General features: G+C 31.6%; 17 protein-coding genes. 6 read left to right on the forward strand and 11 right to left on the reverse strand.

From position 1 onward, the window contains the following. Positions 1-328: 328 nt before the first annotated feature. The 7 genes from CCO88_RS02780 to CCO88_RS02810 all read right to left on the reverse strand — a co-directional run bounded on the left by CCO88_RS02780 (position 329) and on the right by CCO88_RS02810 (position 5833). The gene (locus CCO88_RS02780; protein WP_002839298.1) at positions 329-1258 is read right to left on the reverse strand and encodes a ribose-phosphate pyrophosphokinase; all 930 of its coding nucleotides are present in this window, start codon (positions 1256-1258) and stop codon (positions 329-331) included. A gap of 100 nt (positions 1259-1358) precedes the next feature. Continuing rightward, complete coding sequence (locus tag CCO88_RS02785; RefSeq protein WP_002779603.1) at positions 1359-2018, reverse strand: amino acid ABC transporter permease; 660 nt, start codon at positions 2016-2018, stop codon at positions 1359-1361. A gap of 10 nt (positions 2019-2028) precedes the next feature. Next, positions 2029-2781 (reverse strand): amino acid ABC transporter permease, encoded by a 753-nt coding sequence (locus CCO88_RS02790; protein WP_002779604.1) that lies wholly within the window; start codon positions 2779-2781, stop codon positions 2029-2031. A 1-nt stretch (position 2782) separates the two neighbouring features. Beyond that, positions 2783-3562: a bifunctional adhesin/ABC transporter aspartate/glutamate-binding protein PEB1a gene (gene peb1A / locus CCO88_RS02795; protein WP_002786433.1), complete on the reverse strand. Its 780-nt coding sequence runs from the start codon at positions 3560-3562 to the stop codon at positions 2783-2785. Between the two features lie 24 nt (positions 3563-3586). Continuing rightward, on the reverse strand, positions 3587-4315 hold the full coding sequence (locus CCO88_RS02800; protein WP_002784344.1) for an amino acid ABC transporter ATP-binding protein: 729 nt from the start codon (positions 4313-4315) through the stop codon (positions 3587-3589). 162 nt (positions 4316-4477) lie between these two features. Beyond that, complete coding sequence (locus tag CCO88_RS02805) at positions 4478-5266, reverse strand: CheR family methyltransferase (RefSeq protein ID WP_002781712.1); 789 nt, start codon at positions 5264-5266, stop codon at positions 4478-4480. A gap of 12 nt (positions 5267-5278) precedes the next feature. Further along, positions 5279-5833, reverse strand: a complete 555-nt coding sequence (locus CCO88_RS02810) for a CheB methylesterase domain-containing protein (protein ID WP_002779608.1) — start codon at positions 5831-5833, stop codon at positions 5279-5281. A 168-nt stretch (positions 5834-6001) separates the two neighbouring features. On the opposite strand from CCO88_RS02810, the gene rpiB reads away from it, so the two are divergent. From rpiB to ychF, 6 genes are all read left to right on the forward strand, one after another. Beyond that, a complete protein-coding gene (gene rpiB / locus CCO88_RS02815) occupies positions 6002-6439 on the forward strand; it encodes a ribose 5-phosphate isomerase B (RefSeq protein ID WP_002781710.1) in 438 nt (145 codons plus the stop codon). Then, positions 6439-6771 (forward strand): hypothetical protein, encoded by a 333-nt coding sequence (locus CCO88_RS02820; protein WP_002779610.1) that lies wholly within the window; start codon positions 6439-6441, stop codon positions 6769-6771. Before rpiB ends, CCO88_RS02820 begins: the two co-directional genes overlap by 1 nt. Beyond that, positions 6768-7316 carry an adenine phosphoribosyltransferase gene (gene apt, locus CCO88_RS02825; protein WP_002779611.1) on the forward strand — a complete coding sequence of 183 codons (549 nt, stop codon included), beginning with the start codon at positions 6768-6770 and terminating at the stop codon, positions 7314-7316. The genes CCO88_RS02820 and apt overlap by 4 nt, the downstream gene beginning before the upstream one ends. Before the next feature lie 99 nt (positions 7317-7415). Then, positions 7416-8021 carry a DedA family protein gene (locus CCO88_RS02830; RefSeq protein WP_002781708.1) on the forward strand — a complete coding sequence of 202 codons (606 nt, stop codon included), beginning with the start codon at positions 7416-7418 and terminating at the stop codon, positions 8019-8021. Further along, complete coding sequence (locus CCO88_RS02835) at positions 8011-9462, forward strand: leucyl aminopeptidase (protein ID WP_002784357.1); 1452 nt, start codon at positions 8011-8013, stop codon at positions 9460-9462. The genes CCO88_RS02830 and CCO88_RS02835 overlap by 11 nt, the downstream gene beginning before the upstream one ends. Beyond that, positions 9459-10562 (forward strand): redox-regulated ATPase YchF, encoded by a 1104-nt coding sequence (gene ychF, locus CCO88_RS02840; RefSeq protein WP_002779614.1) that lies wholly within the window; start codon positions 9459-9461, stop codon positions 10560-10562. Before CCO88_RS02835 ends, ychF begins: the two co-directional genes overlap by 4 nt. 6 nt (positions 10563-10568) lie before the next feature. Here ychF and argH read toward each other — a convergent pair whose 3' ends face one another. The 4 genes from argH to CCO88_RS02860 are packed head-to-tail and all read right to left on the reverse strand — an operon-like array spanning position 10569 to position 16712. Next, a complete protein-coding gene (gene argH / locus CCO88_RS02845) occupies positions 10569-11954 on the reverse strand; it encodes an argininosuccinate lyase (protein WP_002784359.1) in 1386 nt (461 codons plus the stop codon). 9 nt (positions 11955-11963) lie between these two features. Next, entirely contained in the window at positions 11964-13538 is a 1575-nt protein-coding gene (gene pckA / locus CCO88_RS02850) for a phosphoenolpyruvate carboxykinase (ATP) (RefSeq protein WP_002779616.1), read from the reverse strand. 8 nt (positions 13539-13546) lie between these two features. After that, entirely contained in the window at positions 13547-15340 is a 1794-nt protein-coding gene (locus CCO88_RS02855) for a biotin/lipoyl-containing protein (protein ID WP_002839301.1), read from the reverse strand. A gap of 22 nt (positions 15341-15362) precedes the next feature. After that, a complete protein-coding gene (locus CCO88_RS02860; protein ID WP_002839304.1) occupies positions 15363-16712 on the reverse strand; it encodes a sodium-dependent transporter in 1350 nt (449 codons plus the stop codon). Between the last annotated feature and the right edge of the window lie 72 nt (positions 16713-16784).

A 16784-nucleotide genomic window follows, 5' to 3' on the forward strand; every position in this document is an offset into this window, starting at 1 on the left:
TAAAATGTTTGTTTAGTTTTTTTACATCGTATAAAAAAATATTCTTTTTGTTTCTTTAAGTGACATTTTCAAAAAAAATAAACATGCAATCTTATCTTATTTTTTATGACTATTTTTAAGACAAGTTTTATTAAAGTTAAAAATATTTATAGAATGTTGCTTTATTTTGTTAAAAGTTTGCTTTTATTTTTTAAGTCGTTATTATATTTAAAGATGCACTATCAAATATTTTTTGTCATTAGTAAAAGTAAAAAAATCATAGAACTATCAAAGAGATAGTTCTGATTTATTTTATATTAATATAAGATATTTAAAAAAATATAGAAAATTAAATAAAAAGAGAATTTACACTTTCATTGTGGTAAACGCGGCGTATTACTTCAGCAAATACAGGAGTTACGCTTAAAACTTTTATATTAGGCAATTGCTCTCTTAAAGGAATGGTATCAGTAACTACAAGCTCATCGAGCGCCCCTGAAGCAATTCTTTCATAAGCTTTACCACTTAAAACCGCGTGAGTACAACAAGCCATAACGGATTTTGCACCTTTGTTTTTTAAAGCTTCAGCAGCCTTTACAATAGTACCTGCAGTATCAATAATATCATCGACTAAAATCACCTCTTTATCTTTAACATCTCCGATAATATTCATAACTTCGCTCTCATTAGCTTTTTCGCGTCTTTTATCTACTATCACTATATCAAGTCCTAAATTTTTAGCCACACTTCTAGCTCTTGCTACACCTCCTATATCAGGACTTCCAACAATTGCATTTTTAAAATGCTTGGTTTTGATATAATCATTAAATACTATACTTCCATAAAGATTATCAACAGGTATATCAAAAAAACCTTGAATTTGCCCCGCGTGTAGATCGATAGTAGCCACACGATCAATCCCTGCTGCTTCGATTAAATTGGCAACAAGTTTAGCAGTAATAGGTACCCTTGGATTTGCTTTTCTATCTTGTCTTGCATAACCAAAATAAGGAATAATAGCTGTAATAGAATTTGCACTTGAGCGTCGCAAAGCATCTGTTAAGATTAAAAGCTCCATTAAATTATCATTGGTAGGTACACAGGTGCTTTGGATAATGAAAACATCTTTACCACGTACGCTTTCATCAATTTGAACGCTAATTTCTCCATCGCTAAAACGCTTTACTCCAGCATCACTTAAAGGCAAAGAAAGATATTTAGAAATCTGTTTTGCAAATTCTACATTAGCCGAACCTGAAAAAATTTTATAACCGCGCATAAAAGACCTTTTACTAAATAATATTAAAATAAGATTTTAATAAAATAAAATTTAAAAAATGCTGTAAATTTCATTCTCTTTTAATTAAAATACATATTTTCTAAGAAACATAAGCGGTTTTTTTAGCATAATATCTTACAAGCATGGATAATGAAAAGCATATAGCAAAATAAATCACAGCAACAAAACCTATAGTAGCTAAAATTTCATCAAAACTCGTAAGTCTAGCCAAAATATTTTTAGAATTATAAGTCAGTTCTGCTATTTGTAAACCCGCCAAATAGGCCGTATCTTTTACAGTGGTAACAATTTGAGAAAGCAAAGACGGAACAACCTTTCTAAAAGTTTGAGGTAAAATAATATAAAAAAGAGTAAAAAATTTACTAAATCCTTGAGAATAAGCTGCTTCAAATTGTCCTTTTGGAATAGAATTTAAACCACCACGTATAATCTCAGCCATAACTGAACTTGTGTATAGCGAAAATCCTATAGTTCCCCAAAAAGCTTGTGGCATTTGTGGAAAAAATGATGGCAAAACAAAACAAGCAGCAAGCATCCATAAAAGCAATGGAGTATTTCTAAATATATCAATGTAACAAGTTGCTAATAACCTGCTGAATCTATCTCCATAATTTTTAGTAATAGCTAAAAAAGTTCCAAAAATGATAGATATAATACAAGTCGCCAAGGCAATTTTAAGGGTAAGGACTAGACCTTGCATTAAAAATTCAATATTTTGAGCATTAAAAACATTTTCCATACCAAACCCCTTATCTTGTTAAATGAGCTTTCTTAAGCTTGTCTTCGTAAACTTTTGCAAAATATGCCAAAGGATAACAAATGATAAAATATAAAATCGCCGCAAAAATATATGCAGGTGCGTAATTTCCATAGTCAGCAGCATAACTATCTGCAGAATGCATAAGCTCTGCTCCACCTATAATCAATAATACAGAAGTATTTTTAATCAAATTTACCATTTGATTTGTCATAGGCGGCAGGATAATTTTTATAGTTTGTGGAACTATAATATAACGCATTTGCTGTACATAGGTAAAACCTTGAGAGGCTGAAGCTTCGAATTGTCCCCTAGGAACAGATAAAATTCCACTTCTAACTACCTCACTTACATAAGCACCATGATAAGCACCTATACCCAAAACACCGATGGTAAAAATATCAAGATGAATTCCTAAGCCAGGCAAAGCAAAATATAAAAAGAAAATTTGTATTACCAAGGGAATATTTTGAAAAAGCTCAACATACACTCGAGTGTAGGCTCTTAGGATTTTAATTTTACTTGTGGCCATCACACCACCTATAGTTCCAAAAACAATCGCTATAAGTAATGCAAGAATGCTCACTTCTAAAGTATAAATAAAACCGCTAATAAAAGCATCTCCATTGTCCAAAGCGTCTAGAAATTTCCAAATTGCAAAAGGATTTGTACTACTTTCATCATACAAACCCCAAGAACTAAGGAGTTGCCTTAATTTATCCACAAAGCCTACACTCTCATTCATTTTATAAACCCCATTTTTTAGCTAAAGCGTCGATTTCAGTTTTGTTTTGTTTTACAAAATCATTGACATAATTTGAAAAATTTACATCATCTTTTTTTGTAACTATGCCATAACTTTGAGGATCGAAACTATCAGGTAAAATTTCATTATTCTCATCTTTATAACCTAGTAAAATAGATTTATCAACTGAAAACGCATCAATTCTTTTTGCATCTAAAGCTGCTTTTATGCTAGGATAATCAGGAAATTCGCTGAATTTTACTTTAACACCTATTTTTTTAGCCGCAGTATTGATAACTTTTTTAGTAGTTGCTGCTTGAGCTACCCCTATAGTAGCACCATTCATATCTGCTAAAGATTTATAATTTTTCTCTTTTAAAACTAAAAGCCCTACAGCATCTTGATAATACGGCTCTGAAAAATTATACACTCTTTTTCTCTCTGGAGTGATAGTAAAAGTTGCTATAACCGCATCAACGCTACCATTATCAAGTAATGGACCTCTTGTTTTAGCATTTACTGCTATAAGTTTAACTTTATTTTCATCTCCTAAAATACTCTTAGCAAGCATTTTAGCAACATCAACTTCAAAGCCTTTAATTTCGCCTGTAGCTTGATCAAGTAAAGCATAGTGTGGTACATCATTTTTTACACCTATAACCAACTCTCCTTTAGCCTTGATAGCTTCAAGTTTTCCTTCAGCTGCATTTGCACTAGTAAAAGCCATACAAGCTCCTAAAGCAAGTGCTGCTAATTTTAATAAAGAATTTCTAAAAACCATTGTTCTCTCCTTTTAAAATTTGGTTTAATTTTTAAGAATTTTTCCTAAAAAGAGTCTTGCTCTTTCAGTTTTAGGATTGGAAAAAAACTCACTAGGAACATTTTCTTCCACAATAGCACCATCTTCCATGAAAATAATTCTATCGGCAACTTCTTTAGCAAAACCCATTTCATGAGTTACCACAACCATAGTTGTATTTCTTTGTGTAGAAATTTCTTTCATTACATCTAAAACTTCTTGTATAGTCTCAGGATCAAGTGCTGAAGTAGGTTCATCAAACAAGATATAAGGTTTTTTAGTACATAGCGCTCTTGCGATAGCAACACGTTGTTGCTGACCACCTGAAAGCGTGGCTGGATAAACATTTGCCTTGTCTACAAGTCCAACCACCTTAAGATATTGATAGGCTGTTTCTTCGGCTTCTTGGCGTAATTTTTTTTGAAGTTTCATAGGAGCTAAAGTTAAATTTTGCAAAACAGTCATATGAGGATAAAGATTGAAATGTTGAAAAACCATAGCACAATATTTCCTACAAATTTCAATCTTATTTTTATGATTTAAAACAAGATTATTTACAACAACTTCACCCGAACTCACCTCTTCAAGTCCATTCATGCAGCGAATAGTAGTACTTTTTCCACTTCCGCTAGGGCCTATGATAACAAGTTTTTCACCTTCTTTAACACAAAGGTTAATATTTTTAAGAACATGATGGGTTCCATAATATTTATTTACATTTCTTAACTCTATCAAAATCTTTCCTTTTTTGATTAAACTTAAAAATTAATAATAACAAGGGTTTATTATATTGACAATATCATAGCACCAAAATCAAAATTTAAGCTAAAAATAGTAACTTTATTTTAGCGAAGATATAAAAAAGTGTAACTTTTTGTAAAATTTAAGAAAATATAATCAAATTTTTTCATAGTACACACCTCGAGGTGAAAAAACTTTCTTAAAAAATGTGGTTTCAGGAATCAAATCGGCATTGCCCACATACAACCTACCGTTATCAGCTAAAATTTGATAAAAACGCTCCATTAATTTAATTCTAGAATCATAGTCAAAATAAATCATCATGTTCCTAGAGACAATAATATCAAATTTACCCAGTCTTAAAAATTTATCTTCAAAAACATTACATAATTCAAATCTACATGTACAAAGTTCGCTTTTATTAATGCTAAATGTTTGCTCTCCAATATCTGTGAAAAATCTTCTTTTTTCACTTTCGCTTAAACGCTGTAAAGTTCTACCTTGATATTTACCCACCTTTGCTTTTTCGATGACATTTGAATTTATATCAATTCCTAAGATCATCATATCCTTAAGGAAATTTTGAGCTCCCAAAATCGCCATAGAATACACCTCTTCGCCACTAGAACAAGGAGCACTTAAAATATTTACTGTTTTTTCAAGACTTTTAGCATAAAAAATAATTTCTTTTAATTGCGACAATTCTCTTAAAAAGTATGTTTCCCCTATAGTAACAAAATCTAAAGTGTCTTGTCTAAGCTGTCTATTTATTTGAAGTTTGCTTAAAAATTCAGCAAAGGTTTTTACACCCGTACTTGAAACAAATTTTGATAATTTTAAAACTAAAATATTTCTTTTTTCATTTAAATCTATACCGCTGATTTCATTAATAATCTTAATAAATTCATTAAGCTCTAATTCGCTAGGATTAATTTTTTCTTCCATAAATTTAAACCCTCATTCTTCATTTATAAAATTTAAAATTTCTTGTTTAATTTCTTTTAAACTCATAGGCCTTAGTTTTGGATTTATATCTTTTGCTTTTTTTGGCATACCATATACAATACTATCAGCCTCATTTTCACACAAACATTTAACTCCTACTTTATACAATTCAAACAATCCCTTAGCCCCATCATCTCCCATGCCTGTTAGTATTACAGCTAAAATTTTGTTTGTCTTTACCAAAGGTACAGCTGAGTGAAACAACAAATCTACATTTGGTTTAAAGCTTGTGACAACTTCTTTCCAGTTTGCCATAAGATTTAAATTTCCTGATAAAATAGTATTTTTTTGACAAATATAAATTTTATTTGCCAAAACCTCTTTGTCGTTTAAAAGACTTACTTCGCTTAAGGCTTCTTTATTAAACTGATTTACAAAAGAAGGTATAAAACTTGCACTCATATGTTGAGCTATAACTACGCAAGTATTTTTTATATCCACATCTTTTAATAAAAACTTCAGCTGATTAGGGCCTCCGGTAGATGATCCTATCAATAGGAGTTTCATTTAATTTTCCTTCTATTTGTTAAAATGGATTAAAATTTTTAAAATGTATATTGTAACATATATACAAAAAATAAAACTTAGTTTTAAATTTATTTTGAAAACAAAAAGCTTTTTTTATGATTTGTTATGTTAATATAGATGCTTTAATTTTTAAATTTTGGATTTTTTATGCTTAGAAAAAAAATTTATATTGCTAGCGATCATGCGGGTTTTATGCTTAAAGAAAAAATTTGTACCTTTCTTAAAGAAAAGCAAATTCCTTTTGATGATCTTGGGACAAATGATCCTACTAGTTGTGATTATCCAGATTATGCACATTTGTTAGCTTCTAAAATAGATGAACAAAGCTTTGGAATTTTAATTTGTGGTTCAGGGATAGGAATTTCCATCGCTGCTAATCGTCATAAAAACATTCGCTGTGCCTTATGTAATGAAAGCCTTAGTGCTAAACTTGCTAGAAAACACAATGATGCAAATGTTTTAGCTTTTGGAGGTAGATTAATAGGCATTGATGCAGCTATCGATATGATAGAAAATTTTATTCAAACCCCTTTTGATCAAGGTAGACATGTAAAAAGAATTCAAAAAATTGAGGTAGATTGTTAATGTTTGCAAATTGGTTTATTTTAACTGCACTTATTTGTGCTACTATTTATCTAGTTGTTATGTTGTTTTATTATAAAACCCTGCTTAATAAAGAAAAAACTTCAAAAGATTTTATAAAAAACAATCTTGATGATACTGAAATAGTCATTAGAAAACTACAAATTCAACTTCAACGCAGTCTTGGGAATATCGATATTTTAACCGAAGAGCTCAATAAAATAAAAGCGGATTTAACTTCTCTAAGAACAAGAAATTCTCAATACCGTTTAGAAAATGATAAACTAAGACAAAGAATTAAAGAGCTAGAAGCAAAAATCGAGGCATTATTATGACAAAACTTACACAAAACGAACAGCAATTTTTATCAGAAAGCATACGCGTTATTCCAAATTTTCCAAAAGAAGGTATTATCTTTCGAGATATTACAACTCTACTTAACAATCAAAAAGCCTTATCTTTTTTACTGGATCATTTAAGTAAGCGTTATCAAACTATGAATTTAGATTTTATAGCAGGAACTGAAAGCAGAGGTTTTATTTTTGCGGCAATGATTTGTGCTAAGCTAAATTTACCTTTTGTTCCTATACGCAAACCCAATAAACTTCCATCAAATACCTATTCTTGCGAGTATGAACTTGAGTATGGGACAGATAGAGTAGAAATTCATCAAGATGCATTTAGAAATATAAAAAATGCAAAAATTTTGCTTGTAGATGATCTTATAGCTACAGGTGGGACAGCACTTGCCTCTTTTGAACTTATTAAAAAAGCAGGAGGAGAATGTATCGAGGCTTGTTTTTTAATGAATTTGAAAAACTTAGGCGGTGAAGAAAAATTACAAAAGCATTGTTCTGTATATAGTGTTTTAGAATTTTAGGAGGGTGCGATGAGAAAATGGTTTAAATTTTTTATCTTTATCGTTTTAATTGCTCTAATAATTTATGTGATTCATGGTTTGGTTAAAAATGATTTCTCCTTGGAAGAATTTATTATAAGAATTTGGAATGAACATGTTGAAACTTGGGGCTACTTGATACTTTTTTGCTGGAGTATTTTAGAGGGTGAGCTTGGACTTATTTTTGCTGGACTTGCAGCCCATGATGGAAAAATGCATGTAGTATTAGCTATATTTATAGCTGGCTTGGGTGGCTTTGTTGGGGATCAAATTTATTTTTATATAGGAAGATATAACAAACGCTATATTCAAAAGAAACTCCGTTCGCAAAGGCGTAAATTCGCCGTAGCGCACTTACTTTTACAGCGTTTTGGTTGGCCTATTATTTTTATACAACGCTATATGTATGGTTTTAGAACTGTAATCCCTATGAGCATAGGTATTACGCGTTATAGTGCTAAAAAATTTGCCATTATCAATCTTCTTAGCGCTTGGGTTTGGGCTGCTATTACCATACTTTTAGCTTGGCATTTTGGTAATTTAATCCAGAATTTTTTAACCTGGGCTAAAAATCATTGGTATTTAGCTGCTATTATGATAATATGTTTTTTATCTTTACTTGTTTTCACCTTTAAACAAATTGAAAAAGCTATACTTAAAGAAAAAAGGAAAAAAAATGATATTTGAATTAAGTGATAAAAAAATTCATGGTATAAAAGCAGATTTTGAACTTGTTTTTATACAAGATAAAAATCTAAAACCATTCACAAATGAAAAAGATTTTTTTAAATTAAATAACTATACAGGCGAGGGAATTTTACTCGATTTAAACAATAAAAGATTATTTATAGAACTTAAAAGTTTAAATTATGAGGATATAAGATTAGCACTTTACACTGCTTATAAAAATTTAGAAAAATTAAACATTAAAAGCGTAAAACTTCCTAGCATATTAGGTGATTGCGTTGTGAGAAGTTTTACTTCTTTGGTTGAGGGTGTGCTTTTTGGAGCTTATAAATTTGATAAATACAAAAGCGAAAAAAAAGAAAGCACTTTAGAAAAATTTATAATTTCTGCCGAAGAACTAAATGCTAAAAAAATTAATCTCGATGAAGCAAAAATAGGTCTTTTACGCGGTGAAATTCTAGCCAATGCGACAAATTTTGCCAAAGATATAGTTAATGAAATTCCTGAAATTTATACTCCTTTAAAAATGGCGGAAGATGCTCAAAATTTAGCTAAAAAAAATAAAAATATCACATGCAAAATTTGCGATGAAAAATTTCTTGCTAAAGAAAAAATGAATGCATTCTTAGCTGTCAATCGTGCTTCTGCTCATCCGCCGCGTCTGATCCACCTTAGCTATAAAGCTAAAAATGCTAAAAAGCGTATAGTATTTGTAGGCAAAGGCTTAACTTACGATAGTGGTGGCTTGAGCCTAAAACCTGCTGATTATATGCTTACTATGAAAGCGGATAAAAGCGGAGCTGCAGCTGCGATGGGAATTATTAAAGCGGTTGCCGAGCTCGCTTTAGAATTAGAAGTACATTGCATCTTAGGTGCAACTGAAAATATGATAGGTGGAAACGCTTATAAACCAGATGATGTTTTAATTTCGCGCGAAGGCGTGAGTATAGAAGTAAGAAATACCGATGCTGAAGGGCGTTTGGTTTTAGCTGATTGTTTATCTTATGCTCAGGATTTAAAACCTGATTTACTCATTGATATGGCGACTCTTACAGGAGCTTGCGTTGTGGGGCTTGGGGAATTTACAAGTGGTATTATGGGAAATAATGAAGAATTGCAAAATGAATTTTATTTAAGCTCTAAAAAAAGTGGAGAATATACAACCATACTACACTTTAACCCGCATTTAAAAGAACTTATAAAGTCAAATATTGCTGATGTTAGTAATTCTGCTTCTAGTCGTTATGGTGGTGCAATTACAGCTGGGTTATTTTTAGATAAATTCATACGCAAAGAATATAAAGATAAATGGCTCCACCTTGACATAGCAGGACCTGCTTACATAGAAAAATCTTGGGGCTATAATAGCTTTGGTGCGGGTGGAACAGGAGTTAGAATGTGTGTTAATTTTTTAATTCATCTTTTAAGGAAAAATAAATGAGTTTAAGCGTCGGTATAGTAGGTCTTCCAAATGTTGGAAAATCAACTACTTTTAATGCCTTAACCAAGGCACAAAATGCACAAAGTGCAAATTATCCCTTTTGTACCATAGAACCTAATAAGGCTATGGTTGAAGTTCCTGATCTAAGATTAAATGAACTTGCCAAAATTGTAAAACCTGAAAGAATTATGCATTCATTGATAGAATTTGTAGATATTGCAGGGCTTGTAAAAGGTGCGAGCAAGGGCGAGGGATTGGGAAATAAGTTTCTCTCCAATATACGTGAAACAGAAGTAATTTTACACATTGTGCGATGTTTTGATGAAGAAAACATCACCCATGTTGAAGGAGGTGTTGATCCTTTAAGGGATGTTGAGATCATTAATACAGAGCTTATTTTAGCAGATATAGAACAGCTTGGTAAAAAAATAGAAAAACTCAATAAAGAAGCTAGAGCAAATACCAAAGGTGCAAAAGAAAGTCTAGAAATGGCAAATTCTTTGCTTGAACATTTAAATAAAGGTCTTCCAGCTAGCACCTATTTGCAAAAAGAAGATGAGATTTTTCAAGCTTTAAATAAAGAGCTAAGACTTCTTTCTGCCAAAGAAGTGATTTATGGGGCAAATGTTGATGAAAATGGTATTAGCGAAGATAACGAGTATGTAAAAATTTTAAAAGACTATGCTAATAAGAACAATCACGAAGTTATCAAGCTTTGCGCTAAGATAGAAGAAGAATTAGTTGGCTTAAGTAATGAGGAAAGTGCTGAATTTCTAAGCTCTTTAGGTGTAAATGAAAGTGGGCTTGATCAAATCATACGCACTGCTTTTTCTAAACTTGGACTCATAAGCTATTTTACAGCAGGAGTTTTAGAAGTGCGTTCTTGGACTATTAAAAAAGGCTGGAAAGCTCCAAAAGCTGCTAGCGTGATTCATAATGATTTTGAAAAAGGTTTTATCAAAGCAGAAGTGATTTCTTATGAAGATTTTATCACCTACAAAGGAGAAAATGGCGCTAAAGAGGCGGGAAAATTGCGTCTTGAAGGAAAAGATTATATCGTCTTAGATGGCGATGTGATGCACTTTAGATTTAATGTTTAGGCAAAATTAGCCTAAACATTCAAGAAATTTTTCTAAAATTTGAATTTGTTTTTCTACACTAGCAACTGAGCTTGAACCTTCACTTTGTTTAGAATTTAAAGAATTTTCAAAATCAAGCAATTTCATCGCTTTTTCATCAAAGATAGGATCTATTTTTGAAAGATCTTCGATATCACTTATATCAATCCCTTGTTTTTCAGCTTGTGCGACCACATTACCGACTATAAAATGCGCTTTTCTAAAAGGAATATTTTTTTCTCGCACTAAATAATCTGCCAAATCTGTAGCCAACAAATGCCCTTTTTTGCAAGATTTTAACATATTTTCTTCATTGATTTTTACTTCTTTTAACATAGCATTTAAAATAATCAAACTATCTTTTGCTGTTTTAACACTATCAAAAAGTCCTTCTTTATCTTCTTGCATGTCTTTATTGTAAGCTAAAGGAAGTGCCTTCATAATCGTTAAAAGAGAAATCAAATTTCCATAAACACGCCCTGTTTTTCCGCGTATAAGTTCGCAAACATCGGGATTTTTTTTCTGTGGCATGATAGAACTTCCTGTTGAAAAACTATCGCTTATGGTTAAAAATCCAAATTCTGAAGCAGAAAATAAAATCATCTCTTCGCAAAGTCTTGAAGTGTGTGTAAAAATCACTGCTATATCATAAAGTAAATCAAGCGCAAAATCCCTATCACTCACTCCATCCATGGCATTTGGCATAATGTCTTTAAAGCCTAAAATTTGAGCGCTAAGATTGCGATTTGTTGCATAGCTAGTTCCCGCACAAGCACAAGAACCTAGCGGGGAAAAATCCGCAAGCTCTAAACTATTTTGCAAACGCTTGATATCACGCATAAACATAAAAGCATAGCTTAAGATATAAAAAGAAAAACTTATAGGTTGTGCATGTTGCAAATGCGTAAAGCTTGGCATAATAGTTCTTTTATGCGCTCTAGCATGAGAAAGTAGAGTTTGGATAAGTTCTTTTAAAAGCATTATAAGTTCTAAATGGGACTTTTTGGTAAATAATTTAAAATCAGTTGCAACCTGATCATTGCGACTGCGAGCTGTGTGAAGTCTTCCGCCTATTTCACTTCCTATAAGCTCACTTAAACGCTTTTCTATAGCCATATGAATGTCTTCGTCTTCTATATTGAAAACAAAGCGATTTTGATCTATCTCGACTCTAACCTGCTCTAAACCTTTTACAATAGCCTCTAGCTCATCTTTTTTTAAGATTCCGCAATTTTCAAGCATAGTAGCATGAGCAATAGAACCCTGTATGTCTTCCACATACAAAGCTCTATCTATATTTAAACTTGCATTAAATTCTTTTAAGAGTTCGTTGCTTGCTTCGCTAAAGCGTCCTGACCACATCTCATTTTTCATCAATGCGCCTTAAATTTTAGGTCCAAACTGACTGTATTCTACACCCTCTTTGACATCTTCATAGCGTTTGAAATTATCGCTGAACATTTTTGCTAATTTATTTCTAGTGGCGATAAATTCATCCTTATCTTTCCAAGTATTGATAGGATTTAAAAGAGAGCTTTCCACACCAGCTAAAGTTTTAGGAATAGCTAAATTAAATACATCAAAATTTTCAAATTCACACTGTGTAATACTTCCATCTAAAATAGCATTAATGCAAGCTCTAGTAGCCTTTATACTCATTCTTTTGCCCACGCCATAGCTTCCACCGCTCCAGCCTGTATTAACAAGATAAACATTTACTTCATGTTTGTCAATTTTTTCTCCAAGCAATCTTGCATAAACTGTTGGATGCAAAGGCATAAAAGGCTCGCCAAAGCAAGCTGAAAAAGTAGCTTGAGGCTCTGTAATCCCTCTTTCTGTTCCAGCTACTTTTGCTGTATAACCACTTAAAAAATAATACATAGCCTGCTCTTTGCTAAGTTTGCTTACAGGAGGTAAAATTCCAAAAGCATCTGCACTTAGAAAAATAATATTTTTTGGATGACCTGCTTTTAAGCTTGGTTCATGATTTTCTATATGTTCTATAGGATAAGAAACTCTAGTATTTTCAGTCTTTGAAGCATCGCTATAATCTACGCTCTTATCACTTCTTAAAACCACATTTTCCAAAAGTGCATTTCTCTTAATCGCTCCATAAATTTCAGGTTCACTCTCAGGATCAAGATTGATAGTTTTTGCATAACATCCACCCTCGAAATTAAACACTCCTTCATCATCCCATCCATGCTCGTCATCGCCTATAAGCTTTCTTTTTGGATCGGTAGAAAGAGTTGTTTTTCCAGTGCCACTCAGGCCAAAGAAAAGTGCAACATCGCCTTTTTCACCAACATTTGCACTACAATGCATAGAAAGCTTATTTTCAAGAGGTAGCCAATAATTCATCATGGAAAAAATTCCTTTTTTCATCTCGCCGCCATACCAAGTTCCGCCAATAACTGCAATATTTTCTTCTATGTTAAAAATCACAAAAACTTCAGAATTTAAACCATTCTTTTCATAGTCTTTATTGACACATTTGCATGCATTATAAACGATAAAATCGGCTTTAAATTCATCAAGCTCTTTATCATTAGGACGAATGAACATATTTTTTACAAAATGTGCTTGCCATGCAATTTCAGTTACAAATCTTATAGCCTTACGACTTTTCAAAGAAGCGCCGCAAAAAACATCTTGCACATAAATTTCTTTATTGCTTAATTCTTTTCTAGCCTTCATTAAAAGCTCATCAAAAAGTTCTTTAGTGATTGCTTGATTGACTTTACCCCAAGCTATATACTTGCTAGAAGGGTCTTGTTTTACAAAATATTTATCCTTTGGACTTCTTCCTGTAAAAATTCCCGTATCTACAGTAAAAGTTCCATTATCCGTGCATTGCCCCTCTTCATTCTTTTTCTCATGTTCATAGAGTTCATCAAAACTTAAATTATGATAAACTTTTTTTATATTTTCCAAACCTAAATTTTCAAATTTCTTCATTTAAAACCTCAATTATTTTTATATATTGCGACTAAATTATTTTCGCTAACACTATCACCCGTCTTGACACAAATTTTTTCTATTATGCCATCTTTTGGTGCACTAACTTCTATCTCCATTTTCATAGCTTCTAAAATCATAACAACTTGACCCGATTTTACCTCTTCACCTTCATTAATATAAATTTTAAATACATTACCCGAAATTCCAGCTTGTATACCTTCGCTTGAATCCGCATCTTGCATTATATCTTCTTGAGTATCTGCTTTGTGAATACTTTTAATATTTACATCTTTATCAAAGCCTGCACTTATTTCTACATGATATTTGTTTCCATTAACTGAAACTGTAAATTTATTCTCATCAATACCAGTAGAATTTTGTTTTGGCGCAGACACATTCTTGCGCACATTAACTTTAGCTTCACCTTTTAAATACGCTATACCTTTTTCTTTACAAGCTGCTGCAATGAAAATATTTTCCTCGCTTACTGCTATGCCCTCTTTTTCAAGTAAACTCTTAACATAAGCTATACTTTTGGTTTCATCCTTATCCGCTATATCGATAGCAAGTTCTGTAGTGGGCTCTAAATTTAGCTGTTTAGCTGCAAGTTTTTTAACTTCAGCATCAGGCTCGACAGGAGTTTTACCAAAATATCCCAATACCATTTTTCCATAACCTTCAGCAATTTTTTCCCAAGATCCAAACATGACATTGTTAAAAGCTTGTTGAAAATAAAATTGAGAAACAGGAGTTACAGAAGTTCCAAAACCACCTTTTTCCACAACTTCACGCATAGCATGAATAACTTCTGGGAATTTATCGAGTATATTATTATCCCTCATCATTTGAGTATTGGCAGTTAAAGCTCCTCCTGGCATAGGAGAGAATGGGATTAAAGGACTTACCATTGTAGCTTCAGGCGGTAAAAAATACTCTTTTAAAGAATCTTTTAAAACTGCTTCATATTTTAAAATCTTTTCTTCTTCTAATCCACCCAAATCATAATTTTTACCTTTTAAAGCATGCATCATAGTTAAAATATCAGGCTGTGAAGTACCCCCACTCACAGGAGCTGCTGCTAAATCTATACCATCAACCCCAGCTTCCAATGCTGCTAAATAACAAGCTATACTCACTCCTGCAGTTTCATGCGTATGAAGTCTTATATGCACATCTTGTGGTAAATTTTTTCTAGCCATTTTAATGGTTTCATAAATTTTATTTGGATTTGAAGTTCCGCTAGCATCCTTAAAACAAATACTATCAAAAGGAATTTCAGCAGCTAAAATTTCTTTTAATATTCTTTCATAAAATGGTACATCGTGGGCACCTTGACAATTTGGTGGTAAATCCATTAAAGTAATTGTGATTTCATGTTTTAAGCCGTATTTTTTAATACATTCTCCACTGAATTTAAGATTATTTACATCGTTTAAAGCATCGAAATTTCTAATTGTTGTAGTGCCATGCTTAGCAAAAAGTTTGGCATGTAAATCAATAAGCTCTTTACTTCCTGTATCCAAAGTAACAGTATTTACACCTCTTGCTAAAGTTTGCAAATTCGCATCTTTTCCAACAATCGAACGGAATTTATCCATCATTTCAAAAGCATCTTCATTAAGGTAAAAATAAAGGCTTTGAAACCTTGCTCCACCTCCAAATTCAAAATGAGTTATCCCTGCTTCTTTAGCTGCTTCTACTGCTGGAAAAAAATCTTGCATTAAGACTCTAGCCCCGTAAACAGATTGAAAACCATCTCTAAAACTTGTATCCATAACATCTATAAATTTTTTAGCCATTTATTTTCCTTATATGAAATAATTAAGAAATTTTAACAAAAATTTGATAACACATTATGCAAATAATTGCTATAGGTGATATAAAACGAATAAAAAATAGCCAAATTGTAAATATTTGACGATTTACAAATTTGGAAAATATTTTATAAATTCGCTTTTTATCCACAAAAAAACCTACAAATATAGAACTTACAATCGCCCCTAGGGGAAGTAATATATTAGAAGTCACCTTATCTAAAAGAGTAAAAAAATCTTTTCCAAAAATACTAAATAAACTAGAAAAATGAGTATTTAAAGATAAAATACAACAAATTCCCAATACAAAAACGATAAAACCTATAAATGATAAAGCTTTAATACGAGAAATTTTATAATTATTAACCACATAGAAAGTCAGAGGCTCTATCATTGAAACCGCAGAAGTAATACCTGCGAAAAAAAGTGCCAAGAAAAAACAAAAGGCTAAAACATAACCTAAAATTCCAAGCTCATTAAATAAACTCATCAAAGATACAAATACTATTCCTGGACCTTGTATATTTGGATTTGCCTCAAATTCAAATATAAAAGTAAAAACTATAAGCCCCATGATAAATGAGATAAGAAGATTAATCGAAACTATAAAAATAGAACTTTTGATAAAATTTATTTTTTTGCTTAAAGCCGCAGAATAAGTCACTATACAGCCTATTCCTAAACATAATGTAAAAAAAGCAAGCCCTAAAGCTTCAGCAATAGAACTTAATTTAAAATTTGAAAAATCAGGATAAAAAAGATAAGAAAAAGCTTGCTTAAAACCATTTTGAAAACTCATACAATAAAGTAGCATAAAAATAAGCATGATAAAAAGACTTGGCATTATAACCACATTCAGTCTTTCAATGCCTTTTATTAAACCCTTAGACACAATCAATAAAGTAAGAAAAAAAGATAAAGAAAAAAATAAAATAGAATTGCTTAAATCAGCACTGATTAAAGTAGAAAAATCACTTCCTGCTTGCTCTAAATTTTTAGGTAAATAATAAAGACTAGTCAAGGCATATTTTAAAACCCAACCCATAATTACCAAATAAAAAGAAAGAACAAAAATTCCACCTAAGGTGAAAATTCCACCATAACGCCATCTTCTGGCATGACTTTTTGCAAGAGTATAGTAAGCATTTGCTAAATCACTTCTACTTAAACGCCCCATTGATACTTCAGCTAAAAAGATACTAAACCCTATACTAAGAGTAAAAAATAAATACAAAAGAACAAAAACAAAACCGCCATTTTCAGCGCTTAGGGTTGGAAATTTCCAAGCATTTCCCAAACCTACAGCCCCGCCTGCAACAGCTAAAATGAAACCTATTTTTGAAAAATATGTTCTCATTTTTAATCCGATTTTACTTTAAAAAAGCACTAATCATAACAACAATAACCGCCAAAGGCGAAATAAATCTTA

This window comes from Campylobacter coli LMG 9860, assembly GCF_000254135.1.
GTDB lineage: Bacteria > Campylobacterota > Campylobacteria > Campylobacterales > Campylobacteraceae > Campylobacter_D > Campylobacter_D coli.

Bases quoted from the DNA above. Each gene is read 5' to 3' on its own strand.
- CCO88_RS02780 (WP_002839298.1), bottom strand. From the start codon at position 1,258: ATGCGCGGTTATAAAATTTTTTCAGGTTCGGCTAATGTAGAATTTGCA.
- CCO88_RS02785 (WP_002779603.1), bottom strand. From the start codon at position 2,018: ATGGAAAATGTTTTTAATGCTCAAAATATTGAATTTTTAATGCAAGGT.
- CCO88_RS02790 (WP_002779604.1), bottom strand. From the start codon at position 2,781: ATGAATGAGAGTGTAGGCTTTGTGGATAAATTAAGGCAACTCCTTAGT.
- peb1A (WP_002786433.1), bottom strand. From the start codon at position 3,562: ATGGTTTTTAGAAATTCTTTATTAAAATTAGCAGCACTTGCTTTAGGA.
- CCO88_RS02805 (WP_002781712.1), bottom strand. From the start codon at position 5,266: ATGGAAGAAAAAATTAATCCTAGCGAATTAGAGCTTAATGAATTTATT.
- CCO88_RS02810 (WP_002779608.1), bottom strand. From the start codon at position 5,833: ATGAAACTCCTATTGATAGGATCATCTACCGGAGGCCCTAATCAGCTG.
- rpiB (WP_002781710.1), top strand. From the start codon at position 6,002: ATGCTTAGAAAAAAAATTTATATTGCTAGCGATCATGCGGGTTTTATG.
- CCO88_RS02820 (WP_002779610.1), top strand. From the start codon at position 6,439: ATGTTTGCAAATTGGTTTATTTTAACTGCACTTATTTGTGCTACTATT.
- apt (WP_002779611.1), top strand. From the start codon at position 6,768: ATGACAAAACTTACACAAAACGAACAGCAATTTTTATCAGAAAGCATA.
- CCO88_RS02835 (WP_002784357.1), top strand. From the start codon at position 8,011: ATGATATTTGAATTAAGTGATAAAAAAATTCATGGTATAAAAGCAGAT.
- ychF (WP_002779614.1), top strand. From the start codon at position 9,459: ATGAGTTTAAGCGTCGGTATAGTAGGTCTTCCAAATGTTGGAAAATCA.
- argH (WP_002784359.1), bottom strand. From the start codon at position 11,954: ATGAAAAATGAGATGTGGTCAGGACGCTTTAGCGAAGCAAGCAACGAA.
- pckA (WP_002779616.1), bottom strand. From the start codon at position 13,538: ATGAAGAAATTTGAAAATTTAGGTTTGGAAAATATAAAAAAAGTTTAT.
- CCO88_RS02855 (WP_002839301.1), bottom strand. From the start codon at position 15,340: ATGGCTAAAAAATTTATAGATGTTATGGATACAAGTTTTAGAGATGGT.
- CCO88_RS02860 (WP_002839304.1), bottom strand. From the start codon at position 16,712: ATGAGAACATATTTTTCAAAAATAGGTTTCATTTTAGCTGTTGCAGGC.